This window comes from Epilithonimonas lactis, from assembly GCF_900110605.1.
Taxonomy (GTDB): Bacteria; Bacteroidota; Bacteroidia; order Flavobacteriales; family Weeksellaceae; genus Epilithonimonas; species Epilithonimonas lactis.
On record NZ_FOFI01000004.1, the window covers coordinates 229,017 to 244,303 of the forward strand.

A 15,287-nucleotide genomic window follows, 5' to 3' on the forward strand; every position below is an offset into this window, starting at 1 on the left:
TTTTCTTTTGTGACTTTTGTGGTTCAAATCATACATCCAATTTCGCATTATTCAATCTCAAAGAATTAAGAATCACAGAAACCGAACTGAAACTCATTGCTGCGGCCGCAATCATCGGACTCAATAAAATGCCGAAGAAAGGGTAGAGCAGTCCTGCGGCGAGCGGAATTCCCAAAACGTTATAAATAAAGGCAAAGAACAGATTTTCTTTGATGTTTGTCAATAATTTTTCACTGAGGATTTTCGCTTTTGCAACGCCGAGAATATCGCCTTTTAGCAATGTGATTTCTGCACTTTCTATCGCGACATCGGTTCCGGTTCCCATTGCAATTCCGATGTTGGCTTGAGCCAAAGCTGGCGCATCATTGATTCCGTCGCCTGTCATTGCCACGATTTTTCCTTCGTTTTGAAGTTTTTTGATTTCGTTCATTTTATCTTCGGGAAGACAATTGGCTTTGAAATTTTTGATTCCGAGTTGTTCAGCGACTACTTTTGCCGTGTTTTCATTATCACCCGTCATCATTATCACTTCGATGTTTTGATTTTGCAGAAGTTCAATTGCTTGTTTTGAAGTTGGTTTAATGTTATCCGAAAAACTTAAAAATCCAAGAACGTTTCCAGCTTTTGCCAGATAAGAAATGGTTTTCGCTTCGTTTTGTTTTTCGTTGGTTTTTAATTTTAGATTTTCTGGAATATTGATGTTAAAATGATTCAGCAAAGATTCGTTTCCTAATAGAATTTCTTCTTGATTAATGATTCCTTTCACACCTTTTCCCGAAATATTTTCAAAGTTTTCTACTTTTTCAAATTTGTCATCCTGAGCTGAGTCGAAGGATTTTTTAAATTCATTCAAAACCGCATTCGACAAAGGATGTTCAGAATTTTGATTGAGTGATGAAGCGAGTTTCAGAATTGTATTTTTATCTTGATTTTCTAAAGTTTCGATGTTGTCCAGACTTGGCTTTCCTTTCGTCAAAGTTCCCGTTTTATCTGTAATTAGGACATTGATTTTGTGCATTTGTTCCAAGGCTTCAGCATTTTTTATCAAAATTCCATTCTGCGCACCTTTCCCAATTCCGACCATCAAACTCATTGGTGTTGCTAATCCGAGAGCACACGGACAAGCGACAATCAACACAGCGACAGCGTTTATAAAAGCATAGGTCAATTTATTTTCTCCACCGAAAATGTACCACGCAACGAATGTTAAAACCGAAATCGCCATCACAGTTGGAACAAATATCTTCGAAACTTTATCCGCTAATTTCTGGATTGGCGCTTTGCTTCGGCTGGCATCGTTCACCATTTTGATGATTTTTGAAAGCAAGGTTTCATCGCCGATTTTTTCCGTTTTCATCAGGAAAGTTCCGTTCCCGTTGATGGTTCCGGATGTGACTTTGTCGCCCGATTTTTTCTCTGACGGAATTGGTTCTCCCGTAATCATCGATTCGTCAACGTTAGAATTTCCTTCGATAATTTTGCCATCCACCGGAATTTTTTCGCCCGGTTTTACTCTTAAAATATCATTGATTTTAATTTCAGAAAGCGAAACTTTTTTCTCATTTTCATTAACAACTAAATTGGCTGTTTCCGGCGAGAGATTCATCAACGCTTCAATGGCTTTTCCTGTTTTTTGATGCGCTCTCGCTTCCAGCATTTGTCCCATTATCACCAAAGTCAAAATCACACAAACCGACTCGAAATAAAGCGGAACTTTTCCACCGTGAGACAATTCGTGGGGAAGAATATCTGGAAAAATCAAAGCAATCAAACTAAATAAAAATGCGACAGAAACGCCCAAAGCAATCAAGGAAAACATATTCAGATTCCAGGTTTTAAATGAAACCCAACCACGTTTCATCACAAACCAACCCGCGTAAAAAAGAACTGGAATTGTTAAAATCAATTCCAAAATCGCCTGAACTTGATGAGAAAAAGGAAAGTCAAAAAACATTCCGCCCATAGAAAGAATGAAAACGGGAATAGAAAATCCTAAAGCTATCCAGAATTTTCTTTGCAAAGTTTGGTAGGTTTTGTCTTCGTGTTTTTCACCTTTTATGGGAATCATCACCAAATCCATCCCGCAAACCGGACAACCAACATTGGAATCGTAAACCTTGTCGCCTTCGCAGAACATCGGGCAATAGTATTTTCCTTCTTGATGGGTGTTTGGTGTTTGGTGTTTGGTGTTTTGATGTGTGTGTGAACTTCCAGCTTCCAGCTTCTGACTTCTGACCAAATCTTCTGTGATTTCCTCCAAATGCATATGACAAACCGGGCAACCAGAATCCGATTCGTAGGTTTTGTCACTTTCGCAAAACATCGGGCAAAAGTATTCACCAATTTTATCTTTGAAACTTTCGGGAATATTCGTTTTGGAGTAGGCTTGTGGTTTGTTTGTGTGGTCTTCACGTTCTTCAATCGGAACCAGGAACATATTACAAACAGGACATCTGCCTTGTTTGAAATACAGTTTCTCGCCTTCGCATTCCATCGGACAATAATAGACGGAACTTGGTGAAATTCTTTGATTTGGGTGAAGGTTGTCGTGGTTATGATGATTGTGGTTTTCCATTTTTGAAATTTACAATTACAAATTTCTGAAAAATAGATTTCAATCTGTTACAAATAAATGGAAAGATGTTATAATGAGAAATTAAAAAACCTCTAGATTCCTAAAGGCTTTAATTTGATTTTCGATATCTACAGACTCAGTTGCTGAATCTTCTCTGTTAATTCCTGATGTATTTTTTGAGTTGAAGGTGTTTCAATTCCCAGCTCTTTTCCGTAATGGATAATGGCGCCAGCAAACAATTCGAGTTCGTTGTTTTGTTGTTTGACATTGATATCCAGTTGCAAAGACGTTGGCGTTGCAGGTGGAAATGTGGATGCTTTTTCAAAAGATTTTTCGATGATGTCGCTTGGCAGACCGATTGATTTTTTGTCCGCGATGGCTTTTACTTCTTTCATTATGGCTGTGGCTTCCTGTTTCTGCACAGTATCATTACAAACCGTTCCGATGGAAGAATTGTACTTTGCACTCACCAATCCGAAACTGGCTACAAAAATAAATTTGGTCCAAATGTCCGCAAAAGAATTCTTTTTAAAATCGAAGGTGATTCTGCTGTCTGTCATTAAATTGATTATCCATTCTACATTCTCCGAAGCATTCGAAGGGTCTTTGCCGAATATCAATTTTCCGGGTTTTCCTTTGTGTTCCACGATTCCTTTCTCCTTGATGTGAGATGCTACATAAACGCAAGCTGGCAAAATCGTATTTTCGGGAATTATTTTTTTGACTCTATCGTAAATATCAACGCCGTTCATCAAAGGAAGTAGGATTGTGTTTGTGCTGATGACCTGTTTCAATTGTTCGCAAACGTTTTCCAAATCATATTCTTTTACACAAATGAGAACAAGGTCAGCATTGTTTATTTCGGAAATGCTCTGAACGATTTCATCAGGTTTCGTGATGTTTTCCGGATGTTCTGGAGAGAGTAGTGTAAGTCCATTTTCCGATACCACATCATACGTTTTACTTCTTGCGACAAACGTAATTCGAAAAGGATTCTCTTTCTCATTAAACTGATTGATTTTGAATCCGAAATATCCACCAACACCGCCAAGACCTATTACGACTATATTTTTCTTTTCCATAGAATTATCTTTTGTTAATTTGTTTCGGCGCAAATTTGATAAAAAAAGAATGAAATAAGCTATGAATAAATAAAAACCCTCCAGAGATTTTCTGAAGGGTTGGTATAAGTTTAAGTCTCAGACCATTATTTTCTTGGTTTCAAAGAAAGATTGTCCAAATAAACGGCTTGATGCACGCCATTCAGCATTACTTTCAGACCCAAGTTGCTATCTTTTTTCAATGAGATGTTGAAGACTTTTTTGTCTTTCCCAATTTTCACAGGTTTTGCGATAGTAGCAAAAGTTTTAGGATTTGAAGCGTTCTGGATGGACAAGATTTCCAATGTCGTTTCTCCGCCATTGTCCGTCACATCAAGGCTTAGCGTGTAGTTTCCAGCTTTGATTTTTGGTGTTACCAAGTACATATTTTCCTTAGGATTGGTCATCGAGTAAAAGATGATTTTGTTTTCGCTGGCGTAGAGCATTGCTTCACCTTTTTGGATAGACCAGCATTTGTTGATATCTTTCCAGTTGTCAAAATTTTCTGTCAATGTGGAGACTGTTTTGCACTGTGCATTAGCTGTCACAAATCCGCATAAAGCCACCATTCCTCCGAATATTAGTTTTCTCATTTTTATTTAAATATTATCAGGTAAAAATAAGTAAAAAAGGATGAGTGACAAAGTTATTTTTAATTAATCTAAATAGTGAAGTTTAATTAGAAAATAAGGTATGACAAAGTTTCGAAATTAGTCAAGTGATTACTCTTGAGTTATTTTTTGTGATGGTAAACGGTTTTTTTGAACACTATTTTTTATAAGTCTCACATTCGGTTCAACGTACATTATTTTTAGTAAATTATTATTTGAAATATCAAGTTCACTAATTGCTGTTTGATACAAATATAATTGAGTCAATTTTGAATTATTTGATATATCTACTTTCTTCAATTGTTTACAACCGTCCAGGCTTAAAGTTTCAAGATTTATGTATTTGCTTGCATCAAAATCTACAAAATTATTATCGCCTATAGATAGAGATTTTATTTTGTCATTAAGTTTAATTTCATTCAAATTTAATCTTACTGCATATAATACTTCTAAATTATCAATTTTCGAGAAATCAATTTTATTTTTTGTAGGATTAAGTGTGATTGCTAGTGTATGAAGTTTATGAAGACTGTCTAATGCTGTAAAATTTTGTATGAAATTTTCGTTAATAGATAATTCTTCTAGATTTTTAAAATTTTCTATTCCGGAGATACTGGAAATTCTTCTGTTAGTAAGTCTAAGCTTGGTTACTTTCAAATATTCTTCTATTTCGAAAGTTCCATTATTATTTTCATCGACACCTTCGTCAAATAAAGCATTGGTAAAGTTTTGGTCTGCGAAAATTTCTTTTCGATTTTTACAACTGAGAAAAGTTAGGGCAAAAATCATTAATGCAATTACTTTCATTTGGATAAAGTATAATTTATTCAAATTTATTATAATTAATTAAGAATAATGAATTGATAAATGGAATTAAATCTAATTTCTTTCAGTTTTCATTCCAAAAATCTCCTTCCCATTAAAAACAATCACCGCCAAAAATATCAAAGCATAAGAAAAAATCTGCAAGCTTCCCAATGGCTCGTGATAAACCACGCCAGCCAAGACAAAAGCAATGATTGGATTGATGTTCAATATCATTCCAACTTTGGAAGAACTGATTCCTGAAAGTGCATAAAGATTGAGGAGCAACGGAACAATAGTGTACATCACTGCGATGATCTCGACGTAGAAATAGAATTTGAAATCGGTGATCAAACCACTCGAGTAAACCGGGAAAAAGGGCAACAAAATCAATGCTGAAAGCAGAATATGGAAATTGAGAACCAGAAACTTATCAAACTGCTTGTTCTTGTTTTGACTCACGAGATAGGCCGCATAAGTAAACCCGATCAAACTGCTGTAGAACATATCGATCATATTGGCATAAGACAGCAAAATACATCCTACAAGACTTAGAAAAACCGATAACCATTGTAATTTGGTCAACTTATCTTTTAGTAAAAAATAGGCTAGAATCGTCGTGATGATGGGACAAACCAAATAGGCTACAGAAGTTGCCCGCACGCTCACGTGATTCATCACATAAATAAACGAAAACCAATTGGCTGTCAGCAGAATGCTACTTCCGATATTCAAGAGAATCAAATCTCGTCTGTTTTTCTTTGGAATTGACAGAATATATTTGATGTTCTCTTTCAACTTTTCCCGCTTGAAGAGGAGAGAGACTACTGTCATGATGATCGCGCAACTAAACACTCTGTAAAAAAGAATGTCCGACGAGGAATAGTCGTGAAGCGGTCTCAAAACCAAACTGAAAGTGCCCCAAAGTGTGAATGCCAAAATGGCGGCGAGATAATATCTAAGATTGTTCAAGCTAAGGTGTTAATAAGCTACAAAAATAGAGATTTTGCGTTTGATAGAAGCAGATTCATCAGATAATTATAGTGATCTATTTGTTTTGAAATTTTCAAATCTTGTAATGCAAAACAAAAAAAAGAAGAGAAACAAATTTGAGCTGTCTCTCTTCTTCGGTTAATATAATTGATCATTGATTGTCTGGGAAAGAGGGCATTACTGCCCTCCTTATCAATAAATCTAATAAACTATGAATTAGATTTATTTGAAAATTAATCATCAAACTTTTTGCCAAAATATATTTTTCTGTAAAATATTTTAGTTAAAAAAATCTGGACGTAAATTGTAAATTAATAAAATGTATATCGTTTACTTTAATTATAACTGACTAATTGCTAGGCTTAAAGCTGATAGAAATTGAAAAGAGAGTTCACAACAACTGTCAAAATTAATGACCTGTTGATTTGGAAAATAGGTTAATGACCAACACACCTACGATGATGATCGCGATTCCCAATATGGCCGGAAAATCCAACTTTTGTTTAAAGATAAAAACGGAAACCAGCGCCGTTAAAACAATTCCCAAACCAGCCCAAATGGCATAGGCAACACCTAACGGAATCTCCTTGATGGCGTGCGAGAAGAAATAAAAACAGCCTGTGAATGCAATGATCGTCAGGAGACTTGGCCACAATTTTGTGAAATTCTCCGACTTTGTCAAACAACTTGTTCCAAAAACTTCCAGGCAAATTGCCAATCCTAAAAATACATATTTCATTTTATAAATTTAAAAAATAGAAACCTGAAACCCGATAGAAACAGATGTTATTGATTAATGAGCCACTGCTTTTAGTCCAACTATCGAACCTATCAATGTGACAAGAAAGAATATCCTCAAGAATGTTGCTGGTTCTTTGAAGACCAAAATGCCTACCAGTACAGTTCCGACAGCACCAATTCCTGTCCAGACGGCGTAAGCTGTTCCGATGGGCAAAGTTTGCGTTGCCTTGATCAGAAGACTCATACTCGTTACCAAAGCGAGGAGAAATCCGGCGTACCACAAGTACATTTCATTTCCCGACGTTTCTTTTGCTTTTCCCAGACAATAGGCAAATGCCACTTCAAACAATCCAGCGATGATCAATATGATCCAATTCATTTTCTTTAATTTTTGACAAAGTTCGGACAATAAGATGCATTTTCATTTTACCTATGATAAAAAATATCTTACTTGATCTCGGCCCTTATTCTGCTCAGACTGACCTGCGTGATCCCAAGATAGGACGCAATATAGCGCAATTGAACACGCTGAATGAGATGTGGCGTTTTCTCCAAAAGTTCGATATAGCGTTCTGTAGCCGTCTTTGTCTGTCGAGAAATAAAAAGTTGCTCGGTTTTCGCCAACTCTTTTTCTGCAAATTTTCGTCCCCAATTGGCCAGATGAATATCCTTAATGAAAAGATCCTGCAGATCGCTAGACTTAATTTGATATAATTCTGAATCTTCCAAAAGCTCGATGTCCTCGTATCCTTTTCCGTTGGAAATGTAGCTCATCATAGACAGAACAGTGCTTCCTTCTTTACCAAACCAAAAAGTGATCTCATTTTGGCTGTCATTGGAAAATGCTCTTGCAATTCCCTGTTTGATAAAATAGACATTCGATTCTATCTTATCAGCGTTGATGATGATTTGTCCTTTTGGATATTTAATTAAGCTGATATCTTTTTTGACCAATGATTTTGATGAATCTGGAATCGGGTAGATGTCGTCGAGTATTTGGTCGATGGTCATAACTAAAGAACTTTAAATATTGAAGGTTTAAAAGTAATTAAAAAAGCCGAAGTTCTAAACTTCAGCTTTCTATTATTTCTTTTAGATTTGAGTTACAGACCAAGTTCCGAAGCCAAAATAACTTCTCTGTTTTCCAAGAACGGAATAATCTGTTTCACTGCAATTTCCTGATAATGATTCGAGTTTTTATGAGCTTCGATGCTCGCCATATCTTTATAGCTTTCGTTCAGTATCAAAATATTGCTGTCAGCATTATCTTGATAGATTTTGTAAAATATATTGCCTTCTTCGCTTGTACTTTTTTCAATTAATGATGGAAGCAAATTCAAAACGGTTTGTAGATTTCCATTCTTTACTTGCCATTTGGCGAAGATGAAAATAGGTTGATTTTGATTTTCCATAATTAATTTTCTTGATTTAATAAAGCCACAATTTTCTCTCCAACACCTCTCGCAGATTCAGGGTTTTGACCTGTCACAAGATTTCCGTCTGCAATGCTGTGTGCTGACCAAGCGGTTTCTGCGTGGAAGATGGCACCTTGTTTTGACAGTTCGGTTTGAAGGTCAAAAGGAACATCGGCAATCGCGTACATCGATTCTTCTTCTGTGGTAAATGACGTGATGTTTTTTCCATCAACCAAATATTTTCCGTTGCTCAGTTTTACATTTAATAAGGAAACTGGACCGTGACAAACGGCGCCTACAACTGCACCGCGTTCGTAAGTTTCGGCAAGTACTTTTTTCAAAGTTTGATGTTCGGGCATATCGACCATCGGCGCCAATCCACCTGGCGTGAAAACGGCGTCATAAACGGTCGTGTCCACATTGCTTAGTTTAGTCGCTTTTTGCATTTCTGCCCAGCCATCGCCAGTTAAAAATTTCAAATTGTCCGGGTCGCCGGCAAGGTCCAATCCGTCAAGGTAAGGTGTTTCGCCAGTCAACGAAGCGAAATCGATTTGGAAACCTGCCTTGTCAAAATCTGCGTATGGATGAGCCACTTCTGGCAAAAACGTCCCAGTTCTTCTGTTGTTTGGTCCAATCGCGTTAGCGTTAGAAACGATGATTAAGATTTTCTTTTTCATATCTTATAATTTTAATTGTTATTGATTTTGTTTAAAATTGATAAGACAAAAGTAGCTTCAACACTGCTTTGAAGAGAAGGACGCAAGTCACAAAAAAAGTGTGACTGTAATCACACTTTCTGTATTTTTTATTTGGAATAAAGTCTGCTGAGTGTCTCCCGACTGACACCGAGATATTCTGCAATCAGCTTTTTTGGAATGCTTTGAAGCAAATCGGGATACAGTTTTGAGAATTCTTCGTACCGTTGTTGTGGCGTGCTGGAAAGCAAAAGTTTAACGCGTTGCTGGAGCGCGATGTAGCCATTGGTCAATTTCATTCTGTAGAAATGTTCCATCTTGTGAAGTTCAGACGACAGTTTTTCCCTGCCTTCCAAAGTGGAAACCAAGACTTCGCCAGCTTCGATGCATTCGATGTACATTGTTGCTTTTTTGTTTTGAAAAAATGCCTGATAATCGGACATCCACCAGTTTTCTTTCGCAAATTGAAGAATGAATTCCTTGCCTTGCTCATCCAGATAGAACACTTTGAAGATGCCTGATAGCACCAAAAATTCATACTGAACATCATCACCTTCATTGATTAGAAACTGATTCTTCAACGTTCGTTTCGTTGTGAAGAATCGTTTTATCAAATCAAATTCATCATCCGTCAATGAGACGATTTCTTCAATATGCGTGCGCAGTTTTTCCATTGGATTTGCTTTCTAAACCTCTTCTTTTGTAATCCACTTTCCGACTGTTGGCGCTTCGTAATTCTTCATCTTGTCCAGCAGTTCTTCGATATTATCGCTTACGATGAGCATATCTTGGTTCACTTGTTTAAGGAAACCTTTGTCAACAGTCGTTTGGATAAATGTTATCAATGAATCATAAAATCCATCGATATTCAGGATGGCGATTGGTTTTTTGTGAAGTCCCAATTGCGCCCAGGTCAGCATTTCGAAAAATTCTTCCAAGGTTCCAAAACCGCCTGGCAAAGCAATTACGCCGTCGCAAAGGTCGTTCATTTTGGTTTTTCGTTCGTGCATTGTTTCAACCAAAAATAATTCGGTCAAATGGTCGTGGGCAATTTCTTTTGACCTCAGGAAATTAGGCAAAACGCCAAAAACTTCACCACCTTTTTCCAAAACGCCATCTGCTACAGCGCCCATCAATCCGACGTTTGCACCGCCATAGACCAATCCGATATTTTCTTCCGCCAGTTTGTTTCCTAATAAAATGGCTTGTGTTTTATAAATCTCATCGGTTCCGAAGCTGGAACCACAAAATACTGTTACTCGTTTCATAATTTCATAAATTCTATCTAATCCAACCAACTGTTTTTTTCCAATCTTCCATCTTCGTTTTTCTCTGAATCAAATCTTTTGGAGGCAAATGATTTTCGTTTTTTGCCTGTGTTCTAATGATTTCCGTTTGTTCCTCAAGCGTGTTCAAACCAATCGATTTTCTTCTTTGATTGACTTTCTTGATATCATCAAAATCATTTGGGCTTAATTCTCCATTGTCGTCCCAGTCAAATTGGGTTCCGTAAAGTTGCGGTTTATTTTCAAAAGTTGCAATTCGGTCTGTGAGATAAGCGAGATTTCTTGCGTCAGCTTTATTTTTTTTAACCTCGATTTCCAAAAGTTCCGCACATTTTTTCATAAACTCAGGTTTTCCAATCGAATGTTGAATCACGAGCCAAGCTGAATAAGCAGAATGATTTCCCACTTTCTCGACCGTTGGAAATCCGATGATATCGATGATTTCATTCAAAACTTCCGCATTTTGATTGTGAAGATTTTCCATTTCTTTATTATAACCTTCACCCAATTTTCCTTCTGAAATCAATTTTTCCCGAAGTTCCAAATCTGCATTTTGAAGTCTGATGATGATTTCGGGAATGTCTTTTCGGTTCATATCGATTTGGAATTGTAATTCAATTAAAATTGTAAAGCATCATAAATAATAGCTCACAAAATTAAACAAAAAAAAGGCTTAAGTAAAAACTCAAGCCTGTCTGGTTATCTTTTAAATTCAGTTATTACAAACTAATCGTCGGTTGCGAACAATCTCCTTTTTTAAATGGGTGATTGTTTTCGTCTTTCAAGGATTCTACATTTTGAGTCTTCGGTTTGTACACCAATTTGAATGTTCGATTTTGATAGTTCTCGGCCTTGTCTGGTGTAAAATTCAGTGTGTTTTTTTCGATTTTATAATGGCCATCGATGTAACGTAATCTCTGTGATGGTGCATAGATATCGCCACTTTTATCCTTTGGATTCTTTTTGGACGCATCATAATTATAGGTTGTAATGACTAATCTTGCATTGCTTCCCGCCCAGCCATATTCCAGAAGATTTTCGGTAACGTACACCAGAGAATCCTTTTTTTCTTCAGCCTTGTACACAAAACATTTCTTAGAATCTTCTGAGATTAGAGTCTCGTAATCTTTAGCTTTAGGCGGTTCTGGCAGATTTTGCTTTACAATAGGCGGTGCTTTTTTAGTTTTCTTTTGTTGGCCGAACGCCAATCCATTGAGGACTAATAGGCTTAAAATCAATACATTTTTCATAGTTTTAAATATTTAAAAGTTAATCATCAAAACTTCCGCCAATTTCTCAATCCTTTTTTGATTTTGTTTGATGCAAAACCAAATATTCCCAAGGTTCCATCGTGATGATGAAGGTTTCAGAAACCGTTTTTTCTTCGCCGGTAAAAAGATTTTTATAAATTCCTTTGTCAAATGACGTATCAAACTGAACCATAATCAATTCTTTGCTGAGATTGACAAATGCTAAAACTTTGTCGCCGTTTTTTTCTCGAACAAACGAAATCACTTGGTCCATTCGGTCATTCATAATTCTCACCATTTCTCCGCCCCAATCGCCGTTCCAGAGCGCTTGGTTTTGATGTTTTAATGAAAATAGAGTGGTGTAGAGCTTTTCGAATTTGTGAGGTGTCCAATCAATCGGGTCTTTTTCAAAAAATTCCAGAGAGCGGTCGAGTCCGGCTTCTTGTCCGCTGTAAACCAACGGAATGCCGTCCATCAAAAAAGTAAAAACAGTGGTCGCTTCCAACGCTTCGCCAAAATTATCGTACTGATTGCCTTCCCAGGAATTTTTGTCGTGATTGTCTATGAAGTTCATTCGGATTCCGGCTTTTGGGAAAATGGAAACGTGCTCGGCAATATAAGCTTCGGTAAGGGTTTTCACGCTCAGGTCATTCTGAACAATCTGATGCAGAATATTCCAAAGCGTCCAATTGTACGTGGAATCAAAGGCCTTGCGGTGAAGTTCCTTGTCTTCTGCTTCTGCGAGCATAAAAATCGGTTTTATTTTGTCAAGTTCTGCTCGTGCACTTTCCCAAAAATCAATGGGGACAAAACTTGCAATGTCACAACGGAAGCCATCGATATTATATTCTTCGACCCAATATTTCATCGCGTCGGTCATATATTTTCTGAGTTCCGGCTCCTTGTAATTTAATTCGATAATATCATCATAATCCCGCCAGCGCGTGGATTGGAAGGTTCCTTTTCTGGATTTCATATACCATTCCGGATGTTCATCAACCAAATGATTGTCCCAACTCGTATGATTCGCAACCCAATCCAAAATCACGTACATTCCTTGATTGTGAATCGCTTCAATCAAACGTCGAAAATCGTCCTCCGTCCCAAACTCCGCATTGATTCCCAAATAGTCTTTCACGGAATAATAACTGCCCAAACTGCCTTTCCGATGCAATTCTCCAATCGGATTGATGGGCATCAACCAAATGATATCGATTCCCATTTTCTTGAGTCGTGAAAGTTGTTTTTCGACGGCCTGAAAATTACCTTCTTCGGAAAACTGACGGACATTCAGTTCATAAAGCGTTGCATTTTTCACCCAATCGGGCGTGGAAAGTTCTACGTATTTCTTTGGCTGGTAGTTGTTCTCAGGCTGATTTTCCATAGATGTCATTAATCAAATTAAAAAAATTATTGCAACGAATATCATACCCAACGGTTTATCATTATTAAATAGATAAAAAAAACTCTTAAAATAAATAAAACCATATAGGCACATAGAAAGGATTCAATATTTCTCTGATAAAGATGAAATAGAATTAGATGCCCGACTATTTTTTCTTATATCAGCATAGAAACTATGTGCCTATGTGGTAATGAAATTTATAATGTAAATTAAGACAAGAGCTAAGTGATTTGGGATTTTATCTTTTTAATGAAATCTCAATCATATCAACACTTCATTAAATATTTTTATTAATAAAATTTTCTTCAAAATTATACAAAGGTTTGATGTTTGCAAGGAATAAACGAGTTGCAGAGATTTCTGCTTTCTTTATTAACATTCAAAAAATAAAAATTTATGATTCCAAAAAAAATACATTATTGTTGGTTTGGCGGACAAGCGAAAACCGAATTGGCAGAACATTGCATCGCCACTTGGAAAAAAGTACATCCGGATTTTGAAATTGTGGAATGGAACGAAAGCAATGCACCTCTGGAAGACAACAACTATGTGAAAGAAGCTTTCTCTCAGAAAAAATGGGCATTTGTTTCGGATTATGTTCGCTCCAAAGTAATGCTTGACCACGGTGGAATCTATATGGACACGGATATGGAACTGAAACTTCCGCTGGATGAATTTCTGGATGAGAAGGCCGTTTGCGGTTTCGAAGTGAAAGGTGTTCCTTATTCTGCATTTTGGATGGCTGAGCCTAATCACCAGCTTTCTAAGGATTTTGTAGATTATTACGACAAACAAGATGGTTTTGTGGAGCGCATAAATACGGATATTTTTTCCGAAATGCTCGAGAAGGAATATGGCGCTGACCGTTACAGCGACACGATTCAAAAACTGAAGCACGATGTGACGCTTTATCCATCCATTTATTTCTCACAGGACTTACCGAAGAATTATGTGAGTCACCATTTCAACGGTTCCTGGTTTGGTGGTGATGAGGAAAATACACACAAAAAAATGGTCAATACTTACGGACTTTTGGAACAATTGGTCAATCAGCCCGATGCGAAAAAAGCGGTGGAAAGTATCATCAATGAACATAAAATCATTGATGTAAATTCCATCTTGGACTTGATTCCGCAAGAACAAATTGAAGCTTATCTGAAAGCTTAATATATTTTAAATCTCTACTGATTCGTTTGATTAGTAGAGATTTTTTTAATATGCCTTACCTCCCGAAATTTTCAAAACGTGTTCTGTCTTGATAGAAGGACAGCATCTGCCGTCGGTTTCCGCATATTCCATTTTTTCGACGTAGATTTTGCCTTGGCTTATCTTTTTAAAATTAAATAAATAATCGGGCTCATAGCCAGCAATCACCTTCACAGAAGTTCCCGTGTTTTGGTACAATGCGATTCCTTGTCCCACGATAACGTTTCCGCCGTCATTCGAACCGAGTGAAAAATAAATGGCAACATCGGCAACGCCGTCGCCGGTAAAGTCGCCCGTGAAAGTGTCCTGACTATCGATGTAGCCATTGTGCGCTTCGAGAATCGTTGGGAGATATTTTTTGAACTGTTTTTCCGCGATTAGTACAGCTTCTTCGGTAGAAATGGTTTTTTGTTTTATTTCAGTTTTTGTTGAAAGCTGAGTTTTGTTTTCCAGAGATAATTGCGTGGTTTGTGCCTTTTCATTTTTATCATTACAATTTGAAAAACAAAAAGGCAAAATCAGTAATGCGAAAAATTTATATTTCAATTTCATAATTCAATTGTTTTTATTCCTGCTGAATCCATTCGTATTTTCCGTTTTTCAGATAGATGACGCCACCGCCACAGGATTCTGCCTGATGGATGAAAATCCCGTCGTTCGGAAGTTTGATTTTGTCCGATTCTTTCACTTGGTCTTCCGTGAGGATTTCTCCATCGTCGTTGACGTTGTTGTAATAAATTTCGTTCCTTGGAGCAACTTCGAAGATGCCAACCCAATCGATGTCATCAAATCCTTGACCTACAATATCTTTTCCCATTCCAAGATAATCCAGTTTTCTGTTGCCGAACAGAATTTCCAATCCATATTTTTGATTTTCAAGGTTCTGAACGATATTCACAACATCCTTCAATCCGTCGCCATCCAAATCCAAAGAAATAGAATTTGGCTTGTGCTTTTTTGAGATGATAATTTTGTCGTTTGCTTCTGGAGTTGGTTTTGGATTTGAAATTTGAAGCGTGTCTTTCGCAGGTTCAACCGAATTATATGTGGTAACTTTTTGAGTCTTTTCCTTTTGACAGCTGAGAATCATTAGACAGGAAATGAAAAGTGTGGTAATTTTTTTTGTCATTGGTTTTTGTTTTAAAATTGATTCAGCAAAATTACCGCCAATGTCCTTTTAGGCTAAAACAAAAATAGCAGGAAAAA

Annotated in this window: 18 protein-coding genes; 1 reads left to right on the forward strand and 17 read right to left on the reverse strand. The window is 36.9% G+C overall.

Annotated elements, in window-relative coordinates; all coding sequences use genetic code 11:
* Positions 1–28: 28 nt before the first annotated feature.
* The 15 genes from BMW39_RS14915 to BMW39_RS14985 form a co-directional block, all read right to left on the reverse strand.
* Positions 29–2,575, reverse strand: a complete 2,547-nt coding sequence (locus BMW39_RS14915; protein ID WP_034974609.1) for a copper-transporting P-type ATPase — start codon at positions 2,573–2,575, stop codon at positions 29–31.
* 128 nt (positions 2,576–2,703) lie between these two features.
* Positions 2,704–3,657: a ketopantoate reductase family protein gene (locus tag BMW39_RS14920; protein WP_034974610.1), complete on the reverse strand. Its 954-nt coding sequence runs from the start codon at positions 3,655–3,657 to the stop codon at positions 2,704–2,706.
* 125 nt (positions 3,658–3,782) lie between these two features.
* Complete coding sequence (locus BMW39_RS14925; protein ID WP_034974611.1) at positions 3,783–4,268, reverse strand: hypothetical protein; 486 nt, start codon at positions 4,266–4,268, stop codon at positions 3,783–3,785.
* 129 nt (positions 4,269–4,397) lie between these two features.
* Positions 4,398–5,093: a leucine-rich repeat domain-containing protein gene (locus BMW39_RS14930; protein ID WP_034974612.1), complete on the reverse strand. Its 696-nt coding sequence runs from the start codon at positions 5,091–5,093 to the stop codon at positions 4,398–4,400.
* A gap of 72 nt (positions 5,094–5,165) precedes the next feature.
* Complete coding sequence (locus tag BMW39_RS14935) at positions 5,166–6,062, reverse strand: EamA family transporter (protein WP_034974613.1); 897 nt, start codon at positions 6,060–6,062, stop codon at positions 5,166–5,168.
* Positions 6,063–6,492: 430 nt separating this feature from the next.
* Positions 6,493–6,822, reverse strand: coding sequence for a DMT family transporter (locus tag BMW39_RS14940; protein ID WP_034974614.1), 330 nt, complete (start codon positions 6,820–6,822; stop codon positions 6,493–6,495).
* A 54-nt stretch (positions 6,823–6,876) separates the two neighbouring features.
* A complete protein-coding gene (locus BMW39_RS14945) occupies positions 6,877–7,203 on the reverse strand; it encodes a DMT family transporter (RefSeq protein ID WP_034974615.1) in 327 nt (108 codons plus the stop codon).
* A gap of 68 nt (positions 7,204–7,271) precedes the next feature.
* Complete coding sequence (locus tag BMW39_RS14950; protein ID WP_034974616.1) at positions 7,272–7,835, reverse strand: Crp/Fnr family transcriptional regulator; 564 nt, start codon at positions 7,833–7,835, stop codon at positions 7,272–7,274.
* 92 nt (positions 7,836–7,927) lie between these two features.
* Positions 7,928–8,236: a putative quinol monooxygenase gene (locus tag BMW39_RS14955; protein WP_034974617.1), complete on the reverse strand. Its 309-nt coding sequence runs from the start codon at positions 8,234–8,236 to the stop codon at positions 7,928–7,930.
* 2 nt (positions 8,237–8,238) lie between these two features.
* Entirely contained in the window at positions 8,239–8,916 is a 678-nt protein-coding gene (locus BMW39_RS14960; protein WP_034974618.1) for a type 1 glutamine amidotransferase domain-containing protein, read from the reverse strand.
* Between the two features lie 128 nt (positions 8,917–9,044).
* Positions 9,045–9,608, reverse strand: coding sequence for a Crp/Fnr family transcriptional regulator (locus tag BMW39_RS14965; protein WP_034974619.1), 564 nt, complete (start codon positions 9,606–9,608; stop codon positions 9,045–9,047).
* Between the two features lie 12 nt (positions 9,609–9,620).
* Positions 9,621–10,202, reverse strand: coding sequence for an LOG family protein (locus BMW39_RS14970; RefSeq protein ID WP_034974620.1), 582 nt, complete (start codon positions 10,200–10,202; stop codon positions 9,621–9,623).
* 13 nt (positions 10,203–10,215) lie between these two features.
* Positions 10,216–10,815, reverse strand: a complete 600-nt coding sequence (locus BMW39_RS14975) for a DUF6624 domain-containing protein (RefSeq protein ID WP_034974621.1) — start codon at positions 10,813–10,815, stop codon at positions 10,216–10,218.
* Between the two features lie 124 nt (positions 10,816–10,939).
* A complete protein-coding gene (locus BMW39_RS14980) occupies positions 10,940–11,470 on the reverse strand; it encodes a hypothetical protein (RefSeq protein WP_034974622.1) in 531 nt (176 codons plus the stop codon).
* 46 nt (positions 11,471–11,516) lie between these two features.
* Positions 11,517–12,854, reverse strand: a complete 1,338-nt coding sequence (locus BMW39_RS14985) for an alpha-amylase family glycosyl hydrolase (RefSeq protein ID WP_165569339.1) — start codon at positions 12,852–12,854, stop codon at positions 11,517–11,519.
* A gap of 417 nt (positions 12,855–13,271) precedes the next feature.
* Here BMW39_RS14985 and BMW39_RS14990 point away from each other — a divergent pair, with 417 nt between their 5' ends.
* Positions 13,272–14,042: a glycosyltransferase family 32 protein gene (locus BMW39_RS14990; RefSeq protein WP_034974624.1), complete on the forward strand. Its 771-nt coding sequence runs from the start codon at positions 13,272–13,274 to the stop codon at positions 14,040–14,042.
* Between the two features lie 45 nt (positions 14,043–14,087).
* Here the strand turns inward: BMW39_RS14990 and BMW39_RS14995 are convergent, their stop codons facing one another.
* Together BMW39_RS14995 and BMW39_RS15000 are read right to left on the reverse strand one after the other, a co-directional pair.
* The gene (locus BMW39_RS14995; protein ID WP_034974625.1) at positions 14,088–14,633 is read right to left on the reverse strand and encodes an FG-GAP repeat protein; all 546 of its coding nucleotides are present in this window, start codon (positions 14,631–14,633) and stop codon (positions 14,088–14,090) included.
* Between the two features lie 13 nt (positions 14,634–14,646).
* The gene (locus BMW39_RS15000; RefSeq protein ID WP_034974626.1) at positions 14,647–15,210 is read right to left on the reverse strand and encodes a hypothetical protein; all 564 of its coding nucleotides are present in this window, start codon (positions 15,208–15,210) and stop codon (positions 14,647–14,649) included.
* Positions 15,211–15,287: the final 77 nt, after the last annotated feature.

Excerpts from the sequence above, each read along its gene's own strand:
- BMW39_RS14915 (WP_034974609.1), bottom strand. The coding sequence starts at position 2,575 with ATGGAAAACCACAATCATCATAACCACGACAACCTTCACCCAAATCAA.
- BMW39_RS14920 (WP_034974610.1), bottom strand. The coding sequence starts at position 3,657 with ATGGAAAAGAAAAATATAGTCGTAATAGGTCTTGGCGGTGTTGGTGGA.
- BMW39_RS14925 (WP_034974611.1), bottom strand. The coding sequence starts at position 4,268 with ATGAGAAAACTAATATTCGGAGGAATGGTGGCTTTATGCGGATTTGTG.
- BMW39_RS14930 (WP_034974612.1), bottom strand. The coding sequence starts at position 5,093 with ATGAAAGTAATTGCATTAATGATTTTTGCCCTAACTTTTCTCAGTTGT.
- BMW39_RS14940 (WP_034974614.1), bottom strand. The coding sequence starts at position 6,822 with ATGAAATATGTATTTTTAGGATTGGCAATTTGCCTGGAAGTTTTTGGA.
- BMW39_RS14945 (WP_034974615.1), bottom strand. The coding sequence starts at position 7,203 with ATGAATTGGATCATATTGATCATCGCTGGATTGTTTGAAGTGGCATTT.
- BMW39_RS14950 (WP_034974616.1), bottom strand. The coding sequence starts at position 7,835 with ATGACCATCGACCAAATACTCGACGACATCTACCCGATTCCAGATTCA.
- BMW39_RS14955 (WP_034974617.1), bottom strand. The coding sequence starts at position 8,236 with ATGGAAAATCAAAATCAACCTATTTTCATCTTCGCCAAATGGCAAGTA.
- BMW39_RS14960 (WP_034974618.1), bottom strand. The coding sequence starts at position 8,916 with ATGAAAAAGAAAATCTTAATCATCGTTTCTAACGCTAACGCGATTGGA.
- BMW39_RS14965 (WP_034974619.1), bottom strand. The coding sequence starts at position 9,608 with ATGGAAAAACTGCGCACGCATATTGAAGAAATCGTCTCATTGACGGAT.
- BMW39_RS14970 (WP_034974620.1), bottom strand. The coding sequence starts at position 10,202 with ATGAAACGAGTAACAGTATTTTGTGGTTCCAGCTTCGGAACCGATGAG.
- BMW39_RS14975 (WP_034974621.1), bottom strand. The coding sequence starts at position 10,815 with ATGAACCGAAAAGACATTCCCGAAATCATCATCAGACTTCAAAATGCA.
- BMW39_RS14980 (WP_034974622.1), bottom strand. The coding sequence starts at position 11,470 with ATGAAAAATGTATTGATTTTAAGCCTATTAGTCCTCAATGGATTGGCG.
- BMW39_RS14985 (WP_165569339.1), bottom strand. The coding sequence starts at position 12,854 with ATGGAAAATCAGCCTGAGAACAACTACCAGCCAAAGAAATACGTAGAA.
- BMW39_RS14990 (WP_034974624.1), top strand. The coding sequence starts at position 13,272 with ATGATTCCAAAAAAAATACATTATTGTTGGTTTGGCGGACAAGCGAAA.
- BMW39_RS14995 (WP_034974625.1), bottom strand. The coding sequence starts at position 14,633 with ATGAAATTGAAATATAAATTTTTCGCATTACTGATTTTGCCTTTTTGT.
- BMW39_RS15000 (WP_034974626.1), bottom strand. The coding sequence starts at position 15,210 with ATGACAAAAAAAATTACCACACTTTTCATTTCCTGTCTAATGATTCTC.